Below are 16,057 nucleotides of genomic sequence, written 5' to 3'. Positions count from 1 at the left end.
CCAAGATGGCCGCTATCGGCGCTGCAATGCGTAAGCTGGCGCATCTGTGCTTTGGTGTCGTCCAGACCGGCAAGCCCTACGATCCAACATTTGCGATGTAAGGCTTGACGAGCAAGACGGTATCTACCGCTACCCGGGGTTCGTAGGGTGGGCATTCCATGCCCACGCGGTACGGCGCCTGAATACAGGCTGCTACAAACGCGCCGCCAACTCCGCCCCCTCGCGTATCGCCCGCTTCGCATCCAGCTCCGCCGCCAGCACCGCCCCGCCGATCTTGTGGAACCGGGTCGCCGCAGTCATGCCTTCGATCGTCAATTCGTCCAGGCTCTCCTGCCCCGCGCAAATGACCACATTGTCCACTTCCAGCACCCGCTGTTCGCCGCCCACCGTGATGTGCAACCCGGCGTCGTCGATGCGGTCGTACTGAACACCGGCCAGCATCTGCACCCCGCCGCGCACCAGGGCCGCGCGGTGCACCCAGCCCGAAGTCTTGCCTAAACCCGCCCCCGGACGCGTGCTCTTCCTCTGCAGCAGATACAGCTGGCGATACGGATGCGCCGGCACCGGCTTTACTAAACCGCCCTCCACCGTCGCATTCAAATCAACGCCCCACTCCCCGGTCCAGGTCTTGATCGGCTGCGGCAGCGGGTGGGATGGATCGTGCAACAGGAATTCGCCGGTGTCGAAGCCGATGCCGCCGGCGCCGATGATCGCCACGCGTTGTCCCACTGGCGCCTTGTCGCGCAGGACGGACAGGTAAGAGAGCACCTTCGGATGATCGATGCCGGGAATATTCGGCATGCGCATGCGCACCCCGGTGGCGACAATGACCTCGTCGAATCCGGCCGCCAGCAACTCCTCGCGCGTCACGAGCCGGTTCAGCTGGACGTCGACGCCGGTCGATGCCAGCTTGTTCCTGAAGTAGCGGATGGTCTCGGCGAATTCCTCCTTGCCGGGGATTTGCATCGCCACATTGAACTGCCCGCCGATCTTGTCCGCAGCCTCGAACAGCGTCACCGCATGCCCGCGCTCGGCCGCCACCGTCGCCGCCGACAGCCCGGCGGGACCGGCGCCGACTACCGCGATGCGGCGCGGCTTCTCCGTTTTCACGTAATTTAGTTCGGTCTCGTGGCAAGCGCGCGGATTGACCAGGCAGCTGGCGCGTTTATTGGAGAAGGTGTGGTCGAGGCAGGCCTGGTTGCAGCCGATACAGGTGTTGATCTCATCGACGCGCCCGCTCGCCGCCTTGGCAACGAAAGCGGCATCGGCCAGGAAGGGCCGCGCCATCGACACCATGTCGGCATCGCCGCGCGCCAGCACCTCCTCGGCTTCCCGCGGCATGTTGATGCGGTTCGAGGCGACGACCGGAATATTCACTTCGCGGCGCAGGCGCCCAGCCACGCTGGCAAAGGCCGCGCGCGGCACCGAGGTGACAATCGTCGGCACGCGCGCCTCGTGCCAGCCATAGCCGGTGTTCAAGATGGTGACGCCGGCCGCCTCGAGAGCACGCGCCACAGTTGCCACCTCTTCCCAGGTATTCCCGCCTTCGACCAGGTCGAGCACGGAATGGCGGTACATCAGGATGAAGTTCGGTCCGACGGCGGCGCGGATGCGGCGCACCACCTCGACGGCCAGGCGCATGCGGTTTTCGATTGGCCCGCCCCAGCGGTCGGTGCGCTTGTTGACGCGCGCGCATAAAAACTGGTTCAGCAGGTAGCCCTCGCTGCCCATCACCTCGACGCCGTCGTAGCCGGCCAGTTTCGCCAGTTTGGCGCAACGCACATAGGCGCGGATGGTCGCCTCGATGCCGCGCTCGTCGAGCTCCTTCGGCTTGAATTTCGAGATCGGCGATTTGACGGGCGACGCCGAGACGACGAAGGGTTGATAGCCGTAGCGGCCTGCGTGCAGGATCTGCATCAGGATCTTGCCGCCCTCTTCGTGCACGGCGCGGGTGACGCGGCGGTGATTGACGACGTCGCCAATAAAATTCAGGGTTCCGCCCAGCGGCAGCAGCCAGCCTTGCCGGTTCGGCGAGATGCCGCCGGTGACGATCAATCCCACCCCGCCGGCCGCGCGCTCGCGGTAGAAGGCGGCGAGTTTGCCGTAGTTATAGAAACGGTCTTCGAGGCCGGTGTGCATCGAGCCCATGATCACGCGGTTTTTTAAGGTCGTGAATCCGAGGTCGAGCGGGGCGAGCAGATGAGGGTAGGCGGTATTTGTCATCCCGGCATTAAACCGGGATTCCCTGGAGGCGTGGTTCTAAACGTCAGACCAGGTGGCTTTCCGGCGCGCGCAGCTCGGCGAACTGCTCGATGCTGCCGATGCGCACGACCACCGGGTTCAGGCTGGCGTTTGGCGACAGCGAGCGCCAGGCGAACTTCCATTCCTTTTCCTGAGCTTCGGCGCCGCTCTTGGTGAAGGCTGCGCCCAGCGGCGAGCGTTGGCCGTATTCGACGGCGCCGTCGATGCCGGCCCAGTTCGGCAGGGCGCGCTGGACGGCGCGGTGCAGGCGCTCGCCGAATTCCTCGCTGTTGTGGATCACGAGGCAGCAGTCGGCCGGGCCGAGCACGTCGAACAGGGTCTTGCTCCAGGCTTGAGAGAAGGACAGCGTCAGGAAGCCGTTACTCGGCTCGAGGCGGAACTGGCCCGCCTTGAGTGCCTGCTCGAGTTCGTCGCGCATGCCGTAACGGTGCAGGGTGGGTGGGCGCTGGTAGTCGTGCATGTGGAACTCGATTCGATGGAAATGGGGTTAAGTGCGGCGCTCGCCCGGTACCAGGCTGGCATCGTGGCGCATGCGCATGAAGCGCGAGGAAATGAAGATCTCGCGCAGGAAAAACATGAAACTGAAGATCAGGCCGAACACGGCCAGCACGAAGAAGGCGGCGATGTACTGGTCGAGCTTGATATTCGCGCTATCTCCCAGGAACAGCATCGCGATCACGAGGCAGACCAGGAAACCGCAGCCGGTGCTCGAGGTGATCGCATAGTTGATCAGGTGCGAGCGCGTGTACAGGGTTTCCAGTTCTTCGGTGTAGTCGTCGTTCGGGCCGATTTGCAGGCGGTCCTCGAGCACCCGGGTGCGGTCGATGATGCGCGCCAGCCGGTTGGTCAGCACCGTCAGCTTGGTCGCCACGCCCGTCAGCAGGAAGACGGGCGCGATCGCCAGCTGGATCATGTGGCCGATGTCGCTAATCTGGATGTTCATGAAAACACTGTTATAAGCGTTGTAATGTGTCAGGCGTAGTGTAGCAGCCGCACAAGCGGCGACCTGCTCAATCGAAGCGGCCGTAGCGCTTGAACTGTTCGGTCGCCCCGACCAGTGCGCGTGCGATGCCGGTTTCCAGCGCGCCGTGGCCGGCATCCGGAATCATGCGCAGTCTGGAATCGGGCCAGGCGCCATGCAGGCGGTGCGCCGACAGCGGCGGGCAGATCACGTCGTAGCGGCCCTGCACGATCACGGCCGGCAGGTGGGCAATGCGCCCGATGTTCTTGACCAGCTGGTCTTCTTCGAGGAAGGCGCCGTTCGCCATGTAATGGGCCTCCAATCGGCCGACACCCAGGTCGAGCGTGTCGGAAGGCTGCTCTTCTTCCTGCGGCAGCAGGAAGACCCTCCTGCCCTCGAAGCGGCTCCAGGCGCGCGCCGCCGGCCAGTACAGGGCGGGATCGTCGCACAGCAGGCGCCGCGCATAGGCATTCAACAGGTCGCCCCGCTCTTCCAGCGGTATCGGGGCGATGAATTCCTCGTACAGTTCCGGATAAAACCACTCTACGCCGTGCAGGAACCAGTCGACTTCGGCTTTCGTGCACAGGAAGATCCCGCGCAGCACGAAACCGAGGCAGCGCTCCGGATGGGTCTGGCCATAGGCCAGCGCCAGGGTCGAGCCCCAGGAACCGCCGAACACCAGCCACTGCTTGATGCCGAACATCACGCGCAGGCGCTCGATGTCCTCGATCAGCAGCTGCGTCGTGTTATTTCTCCATTCGCCCAGCGGCGTCGACTTGCCGGCGCCGCGCTGGTCGAACAGGATCACGCGGTAGGCGTGGGGGTCGAAAAAGCGCCGGTGCTGGGGAGACAGGCCGGCACCGGGGCCGCCGTGCAGGAACAGCACGGGAATGCCGTTCGGATTACCCACCTCCTCCCAGTAGATCGTGTGCACCTCATCGACGGCGAGCATGCCGTGGCGGGTCGGTTGGATCGGCGGGAACAGCGACGGCGGGGTGGCGGGCATGGCAGCTCTCTTGATGTTCGAGCAAGGATTGTAGCGTACCGATGCGAGCCTATTCCAGTAGTCCGGGGGAAGCTGATGGCGACGTGCGCGTAGGCGATGCCTGGCAAGCGCGGGCAAGGCGCGAGGAGGCCGCATGGTTACCCATGCAACGACGAGCAACGCAGCCCCCGCTTGTCAGGCGCGCCAGCAGCGACTCCGGACTGCTGGAATAGGCTCTCATCAGAAGAGGGTGTTGTAGGCGCCGCGCACGTGATAGTCGTCGTCCACACCCAGGATCAGCGGCCACTTGTCGAAAGTGGTACAAGGATGCGAAATGCCGCAGCCGACCAGGTCGCCCACGGCCAGCTCAGCACACAAGGGGTGCCCCTCCGGCAGGCGCAAATACGCATGCTGGTCGTTGAGTTTAAAAATGGAACAGCCCGGCGGCAGCGCATGCGGCGTACCGGGACCGGGGCGGTGGTAGCACAGGGCAATCGGCAGATCGGCGTCGTAGCCGGCGTCGCGCTTGCCCATGGTGAGAATGGCCAGCGTCGGTTCCGGCCGCGACTGCACCATGGACCACACCTCGAGCGCGGGTTGCAAACCCTCGCCTTCTCCTTCGCGCGCGTTCAGTTCGCCCAGCATGCGTTCATAGGTGCCATGGTCGCTGGTCAGATAGCAGCCGCTGCGCAGCACCGCGCGCACCGGTCGTGACAGCCCGGATACGGCGTGAAAACCGCGCGCGACCAGGTCGAAGTAGGCCGAGCCGCCCGCCGAGAGCAGGATCTCGGCGCCAGTAAACAAACCTTCGTCGTCGGCACTGCGCACCAGTTCAGCCAACTGGGCCAGGAACGCGTCGACGGCGGCCAGGTCCTGCGCACGGTCGTCGGTCACCAGCAGGCCCTCGTAGCCCTCGAAACCGGCCAGCTGCAGGCCGGGCGCGCCGGCGATCGCGCGCGCCACGGTGATTGCCGCTTCAGGCGTGCGGCAGCCCGCGCGCTTGCCGGCCAGGCCGAGTTCGACCAGCACGGGTAAAGGATGCGCCAGCGGATGCAGGGCCACGGCCTCGGCCAGGCGCGCCACGCCGGCCAGCGAATCGGCCAGCAGGATGCATTCGAAACCCGGATCGCTGCGCAGCAGGCCGAGCACGGCCTTGATGTCGGCCGGCGCCACCAGCTGGTTCGCCAGCAGCACGCGCCGTACGCCGAAGCGGTAGGCCACCTGTACCTGGACGCTTGTCGCCAGGGTGATGCCCCAGGCGCCGTTGGCGAGCTGGGCGCCGAAGAGTTGCGGCGACATCGTCGTCTTGCCATGCGGCGCCAGGGTCACCTGGTAGCGCTCGCAGAAGCGCCGCATCCAGTCGAGGTTATGGCGCAGGCTGGACGTTTTCAGGACCGCCACCGGGAAGCTGGTATCGGCGTGCAGCACATTCCAGCCCTGCACGCCGATCGCGCCCTGGCGCAGTGGCTCGCGTATCGGCAAGCCTTTGACGCCGGGGTGCAGGAGCTGTTCGTCCAGCGCGGCCAGGACCAGGCCGTCGTACGGGAGGGTATGCATAAGCGGATCTTTTCGACAGGTCGTATCAGGATGACGTGCGCTGGCGACATCTCGCCTGCAGGTCGGCGCGCAATTCGGCGTGCGAGGGCGTCAGGCCATACTCGTCGGGTGTGTAGGTAATGCCCGGCAGGATGCCGTCGGCCTCGATCTGCGGCAGCAATTCGTCGAACAATTCCTGCAAGGCGAATTCCTGCGGCACGTACCCTTCCCACTCCAGCACGGCGCATTGCTGCGCCAGCTCGCTCGTCGGCCACAGCGGAAAGACCAGGGCCCCGTCGTCGGTCTTGCCGATGGCCCAGCCGTCGCGCACCAGGCCCCAGACCCGGCCGGTATCGGCCACGCGCCTTATAAAATGTTCGTAGCGCAGCTGTTTGGGAAGACTGACGACGGAAGAGGTTTCGCTGGCATCCATTGGGTGATCGGTGAGAATGGGGACAGGTACAGAATACAAAAAACGGCGCAAAAACGGCGCAAACGAGCCGCGCGGCAGCCTAGCGCACGTGCGGCGGCAGGTCGCGGATGGCGGCCGCAAAGCGCGCATGCGCTTCCGGATCGACCGGACGATGCGTGACGCGGGTCGTTGCCGGATCCTTGCCCAGATAGTTATTGTTCTTCCAGTTGCGCGCCGGCCGCACCGGGCGCTGGACAAAACCGCCGCCGCAATTCGGGCAGACGTTAACGAGGACTTCATCGACGCAGACGGCGCAGAAGGTGCATTCGTAGCTGCAGATGCGTGCGTCGAGCGAATCCGGCGGCAAGTCCTTGTTGCAGTGTTCGCAGCTGGGCCGCAGTTCGAGCATGGTGTTTCCTTGTCGTGAATAAAAAAAGCACCGCCCGGTACAACCGGCGCGGTGCTGGTGTTGCAGTGCCAGGACTGCTCAGGACATGTGCTGGCCGCCGTTGATGGCGATGTTCGCGCCGGTGACGAACGCCGCTTCGTCCGAGGACAGGTAGGCAACCAGGCCGGCGACTTCATCCGGCTTGCCGAGGCGGCCCATCGGGATCTGCGGGATGATCTTGCTCTCCAGCACCTCAGACGGAATTTCCATGACCATCTTGGTGCCGATGTAGCCCGGCGAGATGGTGTTCACGGTCACGCCCTTGCGCGCCACTTCCAGCGCCAGCGCCTTCGTAAAGCCGTGCATGCCGGCTTTCGCGGCCGAGTAGTTGGTCTGGCCGAAGGCGCCCTTCTGGCCGTTGACCGACGAGATGTTGATGATCCGGCCCCAGCCGCGCTCGACCATGCCGTCGCAGACGGGCTTGGTCATGTTGAACACGGAATCGAGGTTGGTCTTGATGACCGCGTCCCAGTTCACTTTATCCATCTTCTTGAAGGTCATGTCGCGCGTGATGCCGGCGTTATTCACCAGCACGTCGACGGGACCGACTTCCTGCTCGACCTGCTTGACGCAGGCCTGGGCCGAATCGTAGTCGGCCACGTCGCACGGATAGGCCTTGAAATTGAAACCCTGGTCGCGCATCGACGCCAGCCAGCCTTCGGCCTTGGTGTTGCCCGGCGAGTGGGTCGTGACCACCGTGTACCCGAGTGCCGCCAGCTTGATGCACACGGCCTCACCCAGGCCGCCCATACCACCCGTTACCAATGCAACTCGTGCCATTTGTTTTCTCCTGAGTTTTTATCTGAGGTGGCCTTGATAAACCTACTGCGCGTCGGATTGTCGGCCTGCGGTGCTCGCTGTACATTCGTACAGCTCCGCTCCTCAGCCAACACTCCTTCCGCTCGCTACGGTTTCTCAAGGCCCCGATACTTCACTACAAAAGCATGCTTCAGTCGCGCTCGACCGCCAGCGCCACGCCCATGCCGCCGCCGATGCACAGGCTGGCCAGGCCGCGCTTGGCATCGCGCCGGACCATTTCGTGCAGCAAGGTCACCAGCACGCGCGCGCCGGATGCGCCGATCGGGTGGCCCAGTGCGATGGCGCCGCCGTTGACGTTGATCTTCGACGTATCCCAGCCCATTTCCTTGTTGACCGCCACCGCCTGCGCGGCAAAGGCTTCGTTGATTTCCATCAGGTCGACCTGGTCGTGGGTCCAGCCCGCCTTCTGCAGGCACAGGCGCGAGGCCGAGACCGGGCCCATGCCCATGATGGTCGGATCCAGGCCCGACGAAGAGTAGGCCTTGATGCGCGCGATGGGGGTCAGTCCGAGCTCGCGCGCCTTCGAGGCGCTCATCATGATCACGGCGGCGGCACCGTCGTTCAGGCCGGAAGCGTTACCGGCGGTGACGGTGCCTTCCTTGTTGAAGGCCGGACGCAGGCTGGCCAGCGCCTCGATCGTGCTGCCCGCTTTCGGATACTCGTCGGTGTCGAAGACAACGGTGCCCTTTTTCGAGGCGATCTCGACCGGGATGATCTCGTCCTTGAACTTGCCGGCCCGCTGGGCTGCCTCGGCCTTCAGCTGCGAATTCAGCGCGAACTCGTCCTGCTCGGCGCGCGAGATGTCGTACTTGCGTGCGACGTTCTCGGCCGTGACGCCCATGTGGTACTGGTTGTAGACGTCCCACAGGCCGTCCACGATCATGGTGTCGACCAGCTTGGCGTCGCCCATGCGGAAGCCGTCGCGCGAGCCGTTCAGGACGTGCGGCGAGGCGCTCATGTTTTCCTGGCCGCCGGCGATGACGATGTTGGCGTCGCCGCAGCGGATGGCTTGCGTGGCGAGGTGGGTGGCCTTCAGTCCGCTGCCGCAGACCTTATTGATGGTGTAGGCCGGCACCATGTCGGGCAAGCCGCCCTTCAGTGCGGCCTGGCGCGCCGGGTTCTGGCCGGCGCCGGCGGTCAGCACCTGGCCCATGATGACTTCGCTGACGCTGGCGGGGTCGATGCCGGTTTTCGCCAGCAGCTGGCGAATCACTTGCGCGCCGAGCTCGGCGGCGGGGATCTTGGCGAGGGACCCGCCGAATTTGCCGACCGCGGTGCGGCCGGCGGCTACGATGACGACGTCTTCCATTGTTCTCTCCAGTTCTGGCTGAGCCAGGTTGATAGGCAGCAATACGCTCGATGCGCTCTGTGGCGATAGGTGAGTATCCTGGTGGGATACGTGGCTGCCGATTCGGCCCGGCGGAAACCTCGGATGTTAGGTTTCACGCCTGCGTTTACGTTTGAGCGAAGTCAATCTTATCAGCTTATCCATGGAAAACAACCAGTAAAGCCAATAGGTTGATAAGGGGTTTCCACACGGTGTTTTCCGGCAAAATACAGAACAGTGTTGAACGCTCAATTGCCCTATGGAATGATCAGGGAAATGCCTCCCTTTTCAGCAAATTTCACAGTAGAATGCACGGGCTAATCCAACCTGAACCGTTTATGTCGAAAAGCCCGTCCAGCCTGCCCATCGAAATCAAGATTTCCACGGTGGTCGCCATCTCCGCCATCCTGCACTCGAGCGACCCGATTGCGATCGACGCGGCCCTCAAGCAGATGACCGGTGGCGTCTCGGACTTTTTCGAAGATGAATTCGCGGTGATCGACGTCGGCGCCATTGCCGCCGAGACGCCGTACATCGACTGGCGCGCGCTGGTCGACCTGCTGAAGAAATACCGCCTGAATGCGGTCGCCGTGCGCGGCGCGACGCCGGAAATGAGCGAGGCCATCAAGGCGCGCGGCCTGGCGCTCGACGATGGCGCCGGCGCCGACCGCGCACGCGAGGATGTCGCCGCCGCCACTGCGGCCAGCGCCGCCGTGAGCATCGCCCCGGTTGCGGCGCCGGCACCCCAACCGGCGCCGCAACCGGCGCAGACGGCGGCCCTGCCGGCCATGATCGTCGACACGCCGGTGCGTGCCGGCCAGCGCGTGTATGCGCGCGGCTGCGACCTGATCATCACGGCGGCAGTGAACAATGGCGCCGAGATCATCGCCGACGGCAGCATCCACGTGTATGCGCCGATGCACGGCCGCGCGCTGGCCGGCGCCTCGGGCAATGCGGATTCGCGCATCTTCGGGCTGTCGCTGCAGCCGGAACTGGTGTCGATCGCCGGCGTGTACCGCACCTTCGACGACGGCTTCCCGGCCGAGCTGGCACGCCAGCCGGCACAAATTCGCCTGGTCGGCGACCGGATCGATATATCATCGCTGACTCCGGTTTCGTCGCGCGCATAAGCGGGCATCTCACCAGTTACTGTAAAGGACATTTTTGTGGCAAGAATTATTGTTGTGACGTCCGGCAAGGGCGGCGTGGGCAAAACCACCTCGAGCGCAAGCTTTTCCACCGGCCTGGCCCTGCGCGGCCACAAGACCGCGGTACTCGACTTCGACGTCGGCCTGCGTAACCTCGACCTGATCATGGGCTGCGAACGCCGCGTGGTGTACGACCTGGTCAACGTGGTCAATGGCGAAGCGACGCTGAACCAGGCCCTGATCAAGGACAAGCACTGCGACAACCTGTTCATCCTGCCGGCCTCGCAAACGCGCGACAAGGACGCCCTGTCGGAAGACGGCATCGAGCGCGTGCTCAACGAGCTGATCCAGATGGGCTTCGAGTACATCATCTGCGATTCGCCGGCCGGCATCGAGCACGGCGCCCTGATGGCCCTGACCTTCGCCGACGAGGCGCTGATCGTGACCAACCCGGAAGTGTCCTCGGTGCGCGATTCGGACCGCATCCTCGGCATCATCCAGGCGAAATCGCGCCGCGCCCAGACCGGCGGCGAGCCGGTCAAGGAACACCTCTTGATCACCCGTTATTCGCCGAAGCGCGTCGAAAACGACGAAATGCTGTCCTACCAGGACGTGCAGGAAATCCTGCGCATTCCGCTGATCGGCATCATCCCGGAATCGGAATCGGTGCTGCACGCCTCGAACCAGGGCAATCCGGCGATCCATTTCAAGGGCACCGACGTGGCCGAAGCCTATGAAGACGTGGTCGCCCGTTTCCTGGGCGAAGAGCGTCCACTGCGCTTCACGAACTACGAAAAGCCGGGCCTGCTGCAGCGCATCTTTGGAACCAAGTGATATGGCCCTGCTCTCATTCCTGTTCCCCGAAAAGAAGAAGAGCGCGAACGCAGCCAAGGAACGGCTGCAGATCATCATCGCCCGCGAGCGCACCAACCGCGCCGGCCCCGATTTCCTGCCGGCGCTGCACCGCGAACTGATCGAAGTGATTTCGAAGTACACCAAGGTCAACGCGGACGACATCAAGATCTCGCTCGACCGCCAGGGCAACCTGGAAGTGCTCGACGTCAACGTGGTGCTGCCGGACGCCTGAGTCCGCTTCTCTCCCGCCCAACAACGGCAGCGCATCGCGCTGCCGTTTGTTTTTCTGGCTCACGTAAACACAAAGATGTTGTTTTTTTGTCGTCGATGTTGCAATTCAGCCGCATCCGGGCAAGCTAGATTCCTACAAATCCAAACTGTCGAAATTGAGCGTTTACAGGGCTACGTAGTACTTACTAGTCCACAATCCCGCTATTCGCCTGTCTCTTCGATCAAAAACAGAAGTTTACGAACAGCATTATTTTGTGAAAGTCTGTTATAGTCGGTTTAACCTTGTAGGAGGGTTCCTACAGTACGACTTTAACAATTGTGTGTGCTTCCATGAGAATAGCCGTCCTCGATAGTGATCGTAGTCAGGCAGACCTGGTCTGCCAGGTGCTCAGCGCCGCTGGCCATAGCTGCCAGTTCTTTGACAGTGGCAAGGAAATGCTGGCGCAGATGCGCAAGGACAGCACCGACCTCCTGATCATGGATTGGCCTACGGGTGACCTGGAAGCGCCCGATATCCTGCGCCGTGTCAAGGAAAAGATGTCGCCGGATGCACCGGCGATGTTCCTCGTAAACAGCAATGCCGAGGACGACATCGTGGCCGGCATGCTGGCCGGCGCCGACGACTACCTGGTCAAACCGCTGCGCCGCGGCGAACTGGTGGCGCGCGTCTCGGCCCTGCTGCGCCGCGCTTATCCGGCCCAGACCGGCACCGAACAGCTGCAGTTCGGTTCCTACGTGTTCGAAACGCGTCCGGGCCGCCTGCTGAAGGACGGCAGCGTCATCGACGTCACCCAGAAAGAGTTTTATCTGGCCCTGCTGTTCTTCCGCAACATCGGCCGTCCGCTGTCGCGCGCCTATATCCACGAATCGGTCTGGGTCCGCGAAACGGCCGTGCCTTCGCGCACCATGGACACCCACGTCTCGCGCGTGCGCAACAAGCTGAGCCTGCGCCCGGAGAACGGTTTCAGGCTGGTGCCGGTGTACAGCTACGGCTATCGCCTGGAAAAGCTGGGTGCGCAATAAAGGCTGCCTTTCCGCATAAAGGTGGGCACAGGGCGCCCACCCTACGGTTCTCATTGAAGTCACCTTGTGCCCTTAACGCCTGCGCACATGAGGGTATAATGGGCTGTCCGTTTCCCCATTTTCCCCCAGCATGCAACTGCTCGCCGTTGGCCTGAACCACACGACCGCACCCGTCTCGCTACGCGAGCAGCTGGCGCTCGGGCCCGAGCAGCTGGGACGCGCCGTGCATGCGGCACGCGAGTGGTTCGGCCGCTTCGGCAGCAATGACGCGCCCGGCGGCGACGAAGCCGCGATCCTCTCCACCTGCAATCGCACCGAGCTGTACGCCGCCAGCGGCGTGCCGCAGCCGCTCGACGCCTCGGCCCAGTTCCTGGCGCACTACCACGCGCTGAATTTCGCCGAGCTGCGCCCCCATTTGTACATGCTGCCCCAGGACGACGCCGTGCGCCACGCCTTCCGCGTCGCCTCCGGACTCGATTCGATGGTGCTGGGCGAACCGCAGATCCTCGGCCAGATGAAGGACGCGGTGCGCACGGCCGAGGAAGCCGGCGGCCTCGGTACTTATCTGCACCAGCTGTTCCAGCGCAGCTTCGCCGTGGCGAAGGAAGTCCGCACCACCACCGAAATCGGCGCCCACAGCGTCTCGATGGCGGCCGCCTGCGTGCGCCTGTCGCAACGCATTTTTGATCGCATCGCCGACCAGCATGTGCTGTTCATCGGCGCCGGAGAGATGATCGAATTGTGCGCCGCCCACTTCGCGGCCCAGAACCCGAAGTCGATCACCATCGCCAACCGCACGATGGAACGCGGCGAATCGCTGGCCACGCGCCTGAACGGCCGTGCGATCCGCCTGGCCGATCTGCCGCAGCAACTGCACCAGTTCGACATCGTCGTCTCCTGCACCGCCTCGACATTACCGCTGATCGGCCTCGGCCTGGTCGAGCGCGCCATCAAAGCGCGCCGTCACCGTCCGGTCTTCATGGCCGACCTTGCCGTGCCGCGCGACATCGAACCGGAAGTGGCGCGCTTGGACGACGTCTTCCTCTACACCGTCGACGACCTGGCCCAAGTGGTGCAGACCGGCATGGAAAGCCGCCAGGCGGCGGTCGCGCAAGCCGAAGCCATCATCGAAAACCGCGTCGCCTCCTTCATGCACTGGGTCGGCGACCGCGCCGTGGTACCCGTGATCCAGCAGCTGCACGAGTCGAGCGAGGCCCTGCGTCTGGCCGAACTCGAACGCGCCCGTAAATTGCTGGCGCGCGGCGAGGACGTCGACGCCGTGCTGGAAGCGCTTTCCAAGGGCCTCACGGCGAAATTCCTGCACGGTCCGCAGCAGGCGCTGCACCGCGCCGAAGGCGACGAACGCGCACGCCTGGCGAACCTGCTGCCGCAGTTGTTCCGCGGCCGCCGTTAGCGTCCCCTCTTTCCGCTTCGCGTCCCCCTGTGGACGCGTCCCGGCGCCATGCGCCTTCCGTTTCAACTCTTTCCCGAATCGCTATGAAACCATCGATGCTGGCCAAGCTGGACCAACTCGCGAACCGCCTGGTCGAACTCGACGAATTACTGGGCCATGAAGGCGCCACCGCCAACATGGACAATTACCGGAAGATGACGAAGGAGCATGCCGAGATCGGCCCGCTCGTCGCCGTGTATCGCGACTACCAGGACGCCAACGGCGATATCGCCGCCGCCCAGGAAATGCTGGCGGATCCGGAGATGAAGGAATTCGCGCAGGAAGAAATCGAGGCGGCCAAGGCGCGCCTCGCCGCGCTCGATCTCGATTTACAGAAAATGCTGCTGCCGAAGGATGCCAACGACGAGCGCAACATCTTCCTGGAGATCCGCGCCGGCACCGGCGGCGACGAATCGGCGCTGTTCGCGGGCGATTTGCTGCGCATGTATACCCGCTTCGCCGAACGCAACCGCTGGCAAGTCGAGATGGTCTCCGAGTCGCCGTCGGACCTGGGCGGCTACCGCGAAGTCATCGTGCGCGTGATCGGCAACGGCGTGTATTCAAAATTAAAATTCGAATCGGGCGGCCACCGCGTGCAGCGCGTGCCGGCCACCGAAACCCAGGGCCGCATCCACACCTCGGCCTGTACGGTGGCCGTGATGCCCGAGGCGGACGAAGTCGAGGATGTCGACATCAACCCGGCCGACCTGCGCATCGACACCTACCGCGCGTCCGGAGCAGGCGGCCAGCACATCAACAAGACCGATTCGGCCGTGCGCATCACGCACCTGCCAACGGGGATCGTGGTCGAGTGCCAGGACGACCGCAGCCAGCACAAGAACAAGGCGCAGGCGATGAAAGTCCTGGCCGCGCGTATCAAGGACGTGCAGCTGCGCGAACAGCAATCGAAAGAGGCGGCTACCCGCAAGAGTCTGATCGGCTCGGGCGACCGCAGCGAACGCATCCGCACCTATAACTTCCCGCAAGGGCGCTTGACCGACCACCGCATCAACCTGACGCTGTATAAACTCGATTTCATCATGGACGGCGACCTGAGCGAGCTGACCAACGCCCTCTCCGCCGAGCACCAGGCCGAACTTCTGGCCGCGCTGGGCGATTAAGACAGCGCTAAGCCCGTAAGGTCTTGCCAATGTGAAAATACGGCCGCGCTTCCCGTATATGCGAGAATCGCGCCCATCCTCGATCACGAAAGCCCCCGCGATGCCACGTTTCCGTTCCGTCCTGTTCGCCATTTCCTTCATCAGCTTCGCGCTGGTCGGCGTCGCCCTGTACCTGCAGCACGTCCACGACATGCTGCCCTGCCCGCTGTGCGTGATCCAGCGCTATGCCTTCCTTGGCATCGGCTTTGCCGCCCTCGTCGGTGCGCTGAGCCATAAAATCCGTGGCGGGGCGATGGTCGCGCTGCTGGCGGCGCTGGGCGGGCTGGCGACGGTCGGCAAGCACCTGTATGTGCTGGCGAACCCGGGCTTTTCCTGCGGTATCGATCCGATGGAAACGATGTTGAACAAGATTCCGACGGCGACCCTGATGCCCTGGCTGTTCCAGGCCGACGGCCTGTGCGAGAACGCCACCGACGCTTTGTTCGGCCTGTCGATTCCGCAGTGGTCGGCGGTCTGGTTCGTGCTGCTGACGATTGTCCTGGTCTGGGTGCTGGTCTCGACGCGGCGCGCACGATGAAGATTGCAGCCGGCGCCACGATCCGGGCGCTGCAGGCCGGCCTGCCGCTCGAACCGCTGGAAAACCGCATCCTGCTGTGCCATGCATTGAAGCTCACGCGCGTGGGGCTGATCACCAACGGCGAGCGCGTGCTGAGCGAAGAGGAAGCGGCGAGTCTCGCCGCGCTGGTCGAGCGCCGCCTGGCCGGCGAACCGATCGCCTACATCGTCGGCCAGCGCGAATTCTACGGCCTGCCCTTTCACGTGAGCCCGGCCGTGCTGATTCCGCGCCCGGATACGGAATTGATCGTCGAACTGGCGCTCGAACGCCTGGTGCCGAACTCTCGCATGCTCGACATGGGCACCGGCAGCGGCGCGATCGCCGTATCGGTGGCGCACACGCGGCCCAATGCGCAGGTCACGGCGCTCGATGTCAGCGCAGAGGCGCTGGCGGTTGCCCGGACCAATGCCGCGGCCAACGGCGCGCAAGTGCGCTTCCTGCGCAGCGACTGGTTCGCGGCCCTGGCCGATGACACCTTCGACCTGATCGTCTCGAACCCGCCGTATATCGCCTCCGGCGACGAACACCTCGCGCAGGGGGACCTGCGCTTCGAGCCGAGCGGGGCGCTGACCGATTTCGCCGACGGCCTGTCGGCGCTGCGCACGCTTGTTACCGGCGCCCCCGCGCACCTGGAACGTGGCGGCTGGCTGCTGCTCGAGCATGGCTACGACCAGGCGCAGGCGGTCCGGACCTTGCTGGCGGACGCTGGCTATACCGAAGTCCAGAGCTGGCGCGACCTGGCCGGCATCGAACGGGTCAGCGGCGGCCGGCGCGCCTGAGCCGCAGCGCCGCCGCCCCGAGCACGGCGCGCCCTTCCGGTTGGCATTGCTACAATGCTCACACCGCCACCTCCCGCTCCC

The 16,057-nt window shown here is 64.2% G+C and carries 17 protein-coding genes; 8 read left to right on the top strand and 9 right to left on the bottom strand.

The annotated features are described in order from the left end of the window. Positions 1 to 192: 192 nt before the first annotated feature. From C2862_RS19280 to C2862_RS19240, 9 genes are all read right to left on the bottom strand, one after another. A complete protein-coding gene (locus C2862_RS19280) occupies positions 193 to 2,223 on the bottom strand; it encodes an NADPH-dependent 2,4-dienoyl-CoA reductase (protein WP_136221761.1) in 2,031 nt (676 codons plus the stop codon). Between the two features lie 43 nt (positions 2,224 to 2,266). Continuing rightward, positions 2,267 to 2,722, bottom strand: coding sequence for a hypothetical protein (locus C2862_RS19275; RefSeq protein ID WP_136221760.1), 456 nt, complete (start codon positions 2,720 to 2,722; stop codon positions 2,267 to 2,269). 27 nt (positions 2,723 to 2,749) lie between these two features. After that, on the bottom strand, positions 2,750 to 3,205 hold the full coding sequence (locus C2862_RS19270) for a DUF2721 domain-containing protein (protein ID WP_136221759.1): 456 nt from the start codon (positions 3,203 to 3,205) through the stop codon (positions 2,750 to 2,752). Positions 3,206 to 3,272: 67 nt separating this feature from the next. Further along, positions 3,273 to 4,229 (bottom strand): prolyl aminopeptidase, encoded by a 957-nt coding sequence (gene pip, locus C2862_RS19265; protein WP_136221758.1) that lies wholly within the window; start codon positions 4,227 to 4,229, stop codon positions 3,273 to 3,275. A gap of 219 nt (positions 4,230 to 4,448) precedes the next feature. After that, positions 4,449 to 5,765, bottom strand: coding sequence for an amino acid deaminase (locus C2862_RS19260; RefSeq protein ID WP_136221757.1), 1,317 nt, complete (start codon positions 5,763 to 5,765; stop codon positions 4,449 to 4,451). 25 nt (positions 5,766 to 5,790) lie between these two features. Then, positions 5,791 to 6,177, bottom strand: coding sequence for a DUF2750 domain-containing protein (locus tag C2862_RS19255; protein WP_136221756.1), 387 nt, complete (start codon positions 6,175 to 6,177; stop codon positions 5,791 to 5,793). Positions 6,178 to 6,256: 79 nt separating this feature from the next. Continuing rightward, positions 6,257 to 6,565, bottom strand: coding sequence for a DUF1272 domain-containing protein (locus C2862_RS19250; protein WP_136221755.1), 309 nt, complete (start codon positions 6,563 to 6,565; stop codon positions 6,257 to 6,259). A 78-nt stretch (positions 6,566 to 6,643) separates the two neighbouring features. Then, positions 6,644 to 7,384 carry an acetoacetyl-CoA reductase gene (phbB, locus tag C2862_RS19245; RefSeq protein WP_136221754.1) on the bottom strand — a complete coding sequence of 247 codons (741 nt, stop codon included), beginning with the start codon at positions 7,382 to 7,384 and terminating at the stop codon, positions 6,644 to 6,646. A 169-nt stretch (positions 7,385 to 7,553) separates the two neighbouring features. Next, positions 7,554 to 8,732, bottom strand: a complete 1,179-nt coding sequence (locus C2862_RS19240) for an acetyl-CoA C-acetyltransferase (RefSeq protein WP_136221753.1) — start codon at positions 8,730 to 8,732, stop codon at positions 7,554 to 7,556. A 356-nt stretch (positions 8,733 to 9,088) separates the two neighbouring features. On the opposite strand from C2862_RS19240, the gene minC reads away from it, so the two are divergent. From minC to prmC, 8 genes are all read left to right on the top strand, one after another. Continuing rightward, complete coding sequence (gene minC, locus C2862_RS19235) at positions 9,089 to 9,880, top strand: septum site-determining protein MinC (protein WP_136221752.1); 792 nt, start codon at positions 9,089 to 9,091, stop codon at positions 9,878 to 9,880. A 36-nt stretch (positions 9,881 to 9,916) separates the two neighbouring features. Continuing rightward, positions 9,917 to 10,732, top strand: a complete 816-nt coding sequence (gene minD, locus C2862_RS19230) for a septum site-determining protein MinD (protein ID WP_136221751.1) — start codon at positions 9,917 to 9,919, stop codon at positions 10,730 to 10,732. Between the two features lies 1 nt (position 10,733). Then, on the top strand, positions 10,734 to 10,985 hold the full coding sequence (gene minE, locus C2862_RS19225; protein WP_136221750.1) for a cell division topological specificity factor MinE: 252 nt from the start codon (positions 10,734 to 10,736) through the stop codon (positions 10,983 to 10,985). A gap of 329 nt (positions 10,986 to 11,314) precedes the next feature. Further along, positions 11,315 to 12,007: a response regulator transcription factor gene (locus C2862_RS19220; RefSeq protein WP_136221749.1), complete on the top strand. Its 693-nt coding sequence runs from the start codon at positions 11,315 to 11,317 to the stop codon at positions 12,005 to 12,007. A gap of 130 nt (positions 12,008 to 12,137) precedes the next feature. Continuing rightward, positions 12,138 to 13,421: a glutamyl-tRNA reductase gene (gene hemA, locus C2862_RS19215; RefSeq protein WP_136221748.1), complete on the top strand. Its 1,284-nt coding sequence runs from the start codon at positions 12,138 to 12,140 to the stop codon at positions 13,419 to 13,421. An 83-nt stretch (positions 13,422 to 13,504) separates the two neighbouring features. After that, entirely contained in the window at positions 13,505 to 14,581 is a 1,077-nt protein-coding gene (gene prfA / locus C2862_RS19210) for a peptide chain release factor 1 (RefSeq protein WP_136221747.1), read from the top strand. Between the two features lie 100 nt (positions 14,582 to 14,681). Then, positions 14,682 to 15,158 (top strand): disulfide bond formation protein B, encoded by a 477-nt coding sequence (locus C2862_RS19205; RefSeq protein ID WP_136221746.1) that lies wholly within the window; start codon positions 14,682 to 14,684, stop codon positions 15,156 to 15,158. Further along, positions 15,155 to 15,976 carry a peptide chain release factor N(5)-glutamine methyltransferase gene (gene prmC / locus C2862_RS19200; protein WP_136221745.1) on the top strand — a complete coding sequence of 274 codons (822 nt, stop codon included), beginning with the start codon at positions 15,155 to 15,157 and terminating at the stop codon, positions 15,974 to 15,976. Before C2862_RS19205 ends, prmC begins: the two co-directional genes overlap by 4 nt. Positions 15,977 to 16,057: the final 81 nt, after the last annotated feature.

Origin of the sequence: Massilia sp. Mn16-1_5 (assembly GCF_004798585.1) — a bacterium.
Taxonomy (GTDB): domain Bacteria; phylum Pseudomonadota; class Gammaproteobacteria; order Burkholderiales; family Burkholderiaceae_D; genus Telluria.
Note: the sequence above shows the minus strand (reverse complement) of the source record. Positions and strands in the feature narration are given on the sequence as shown.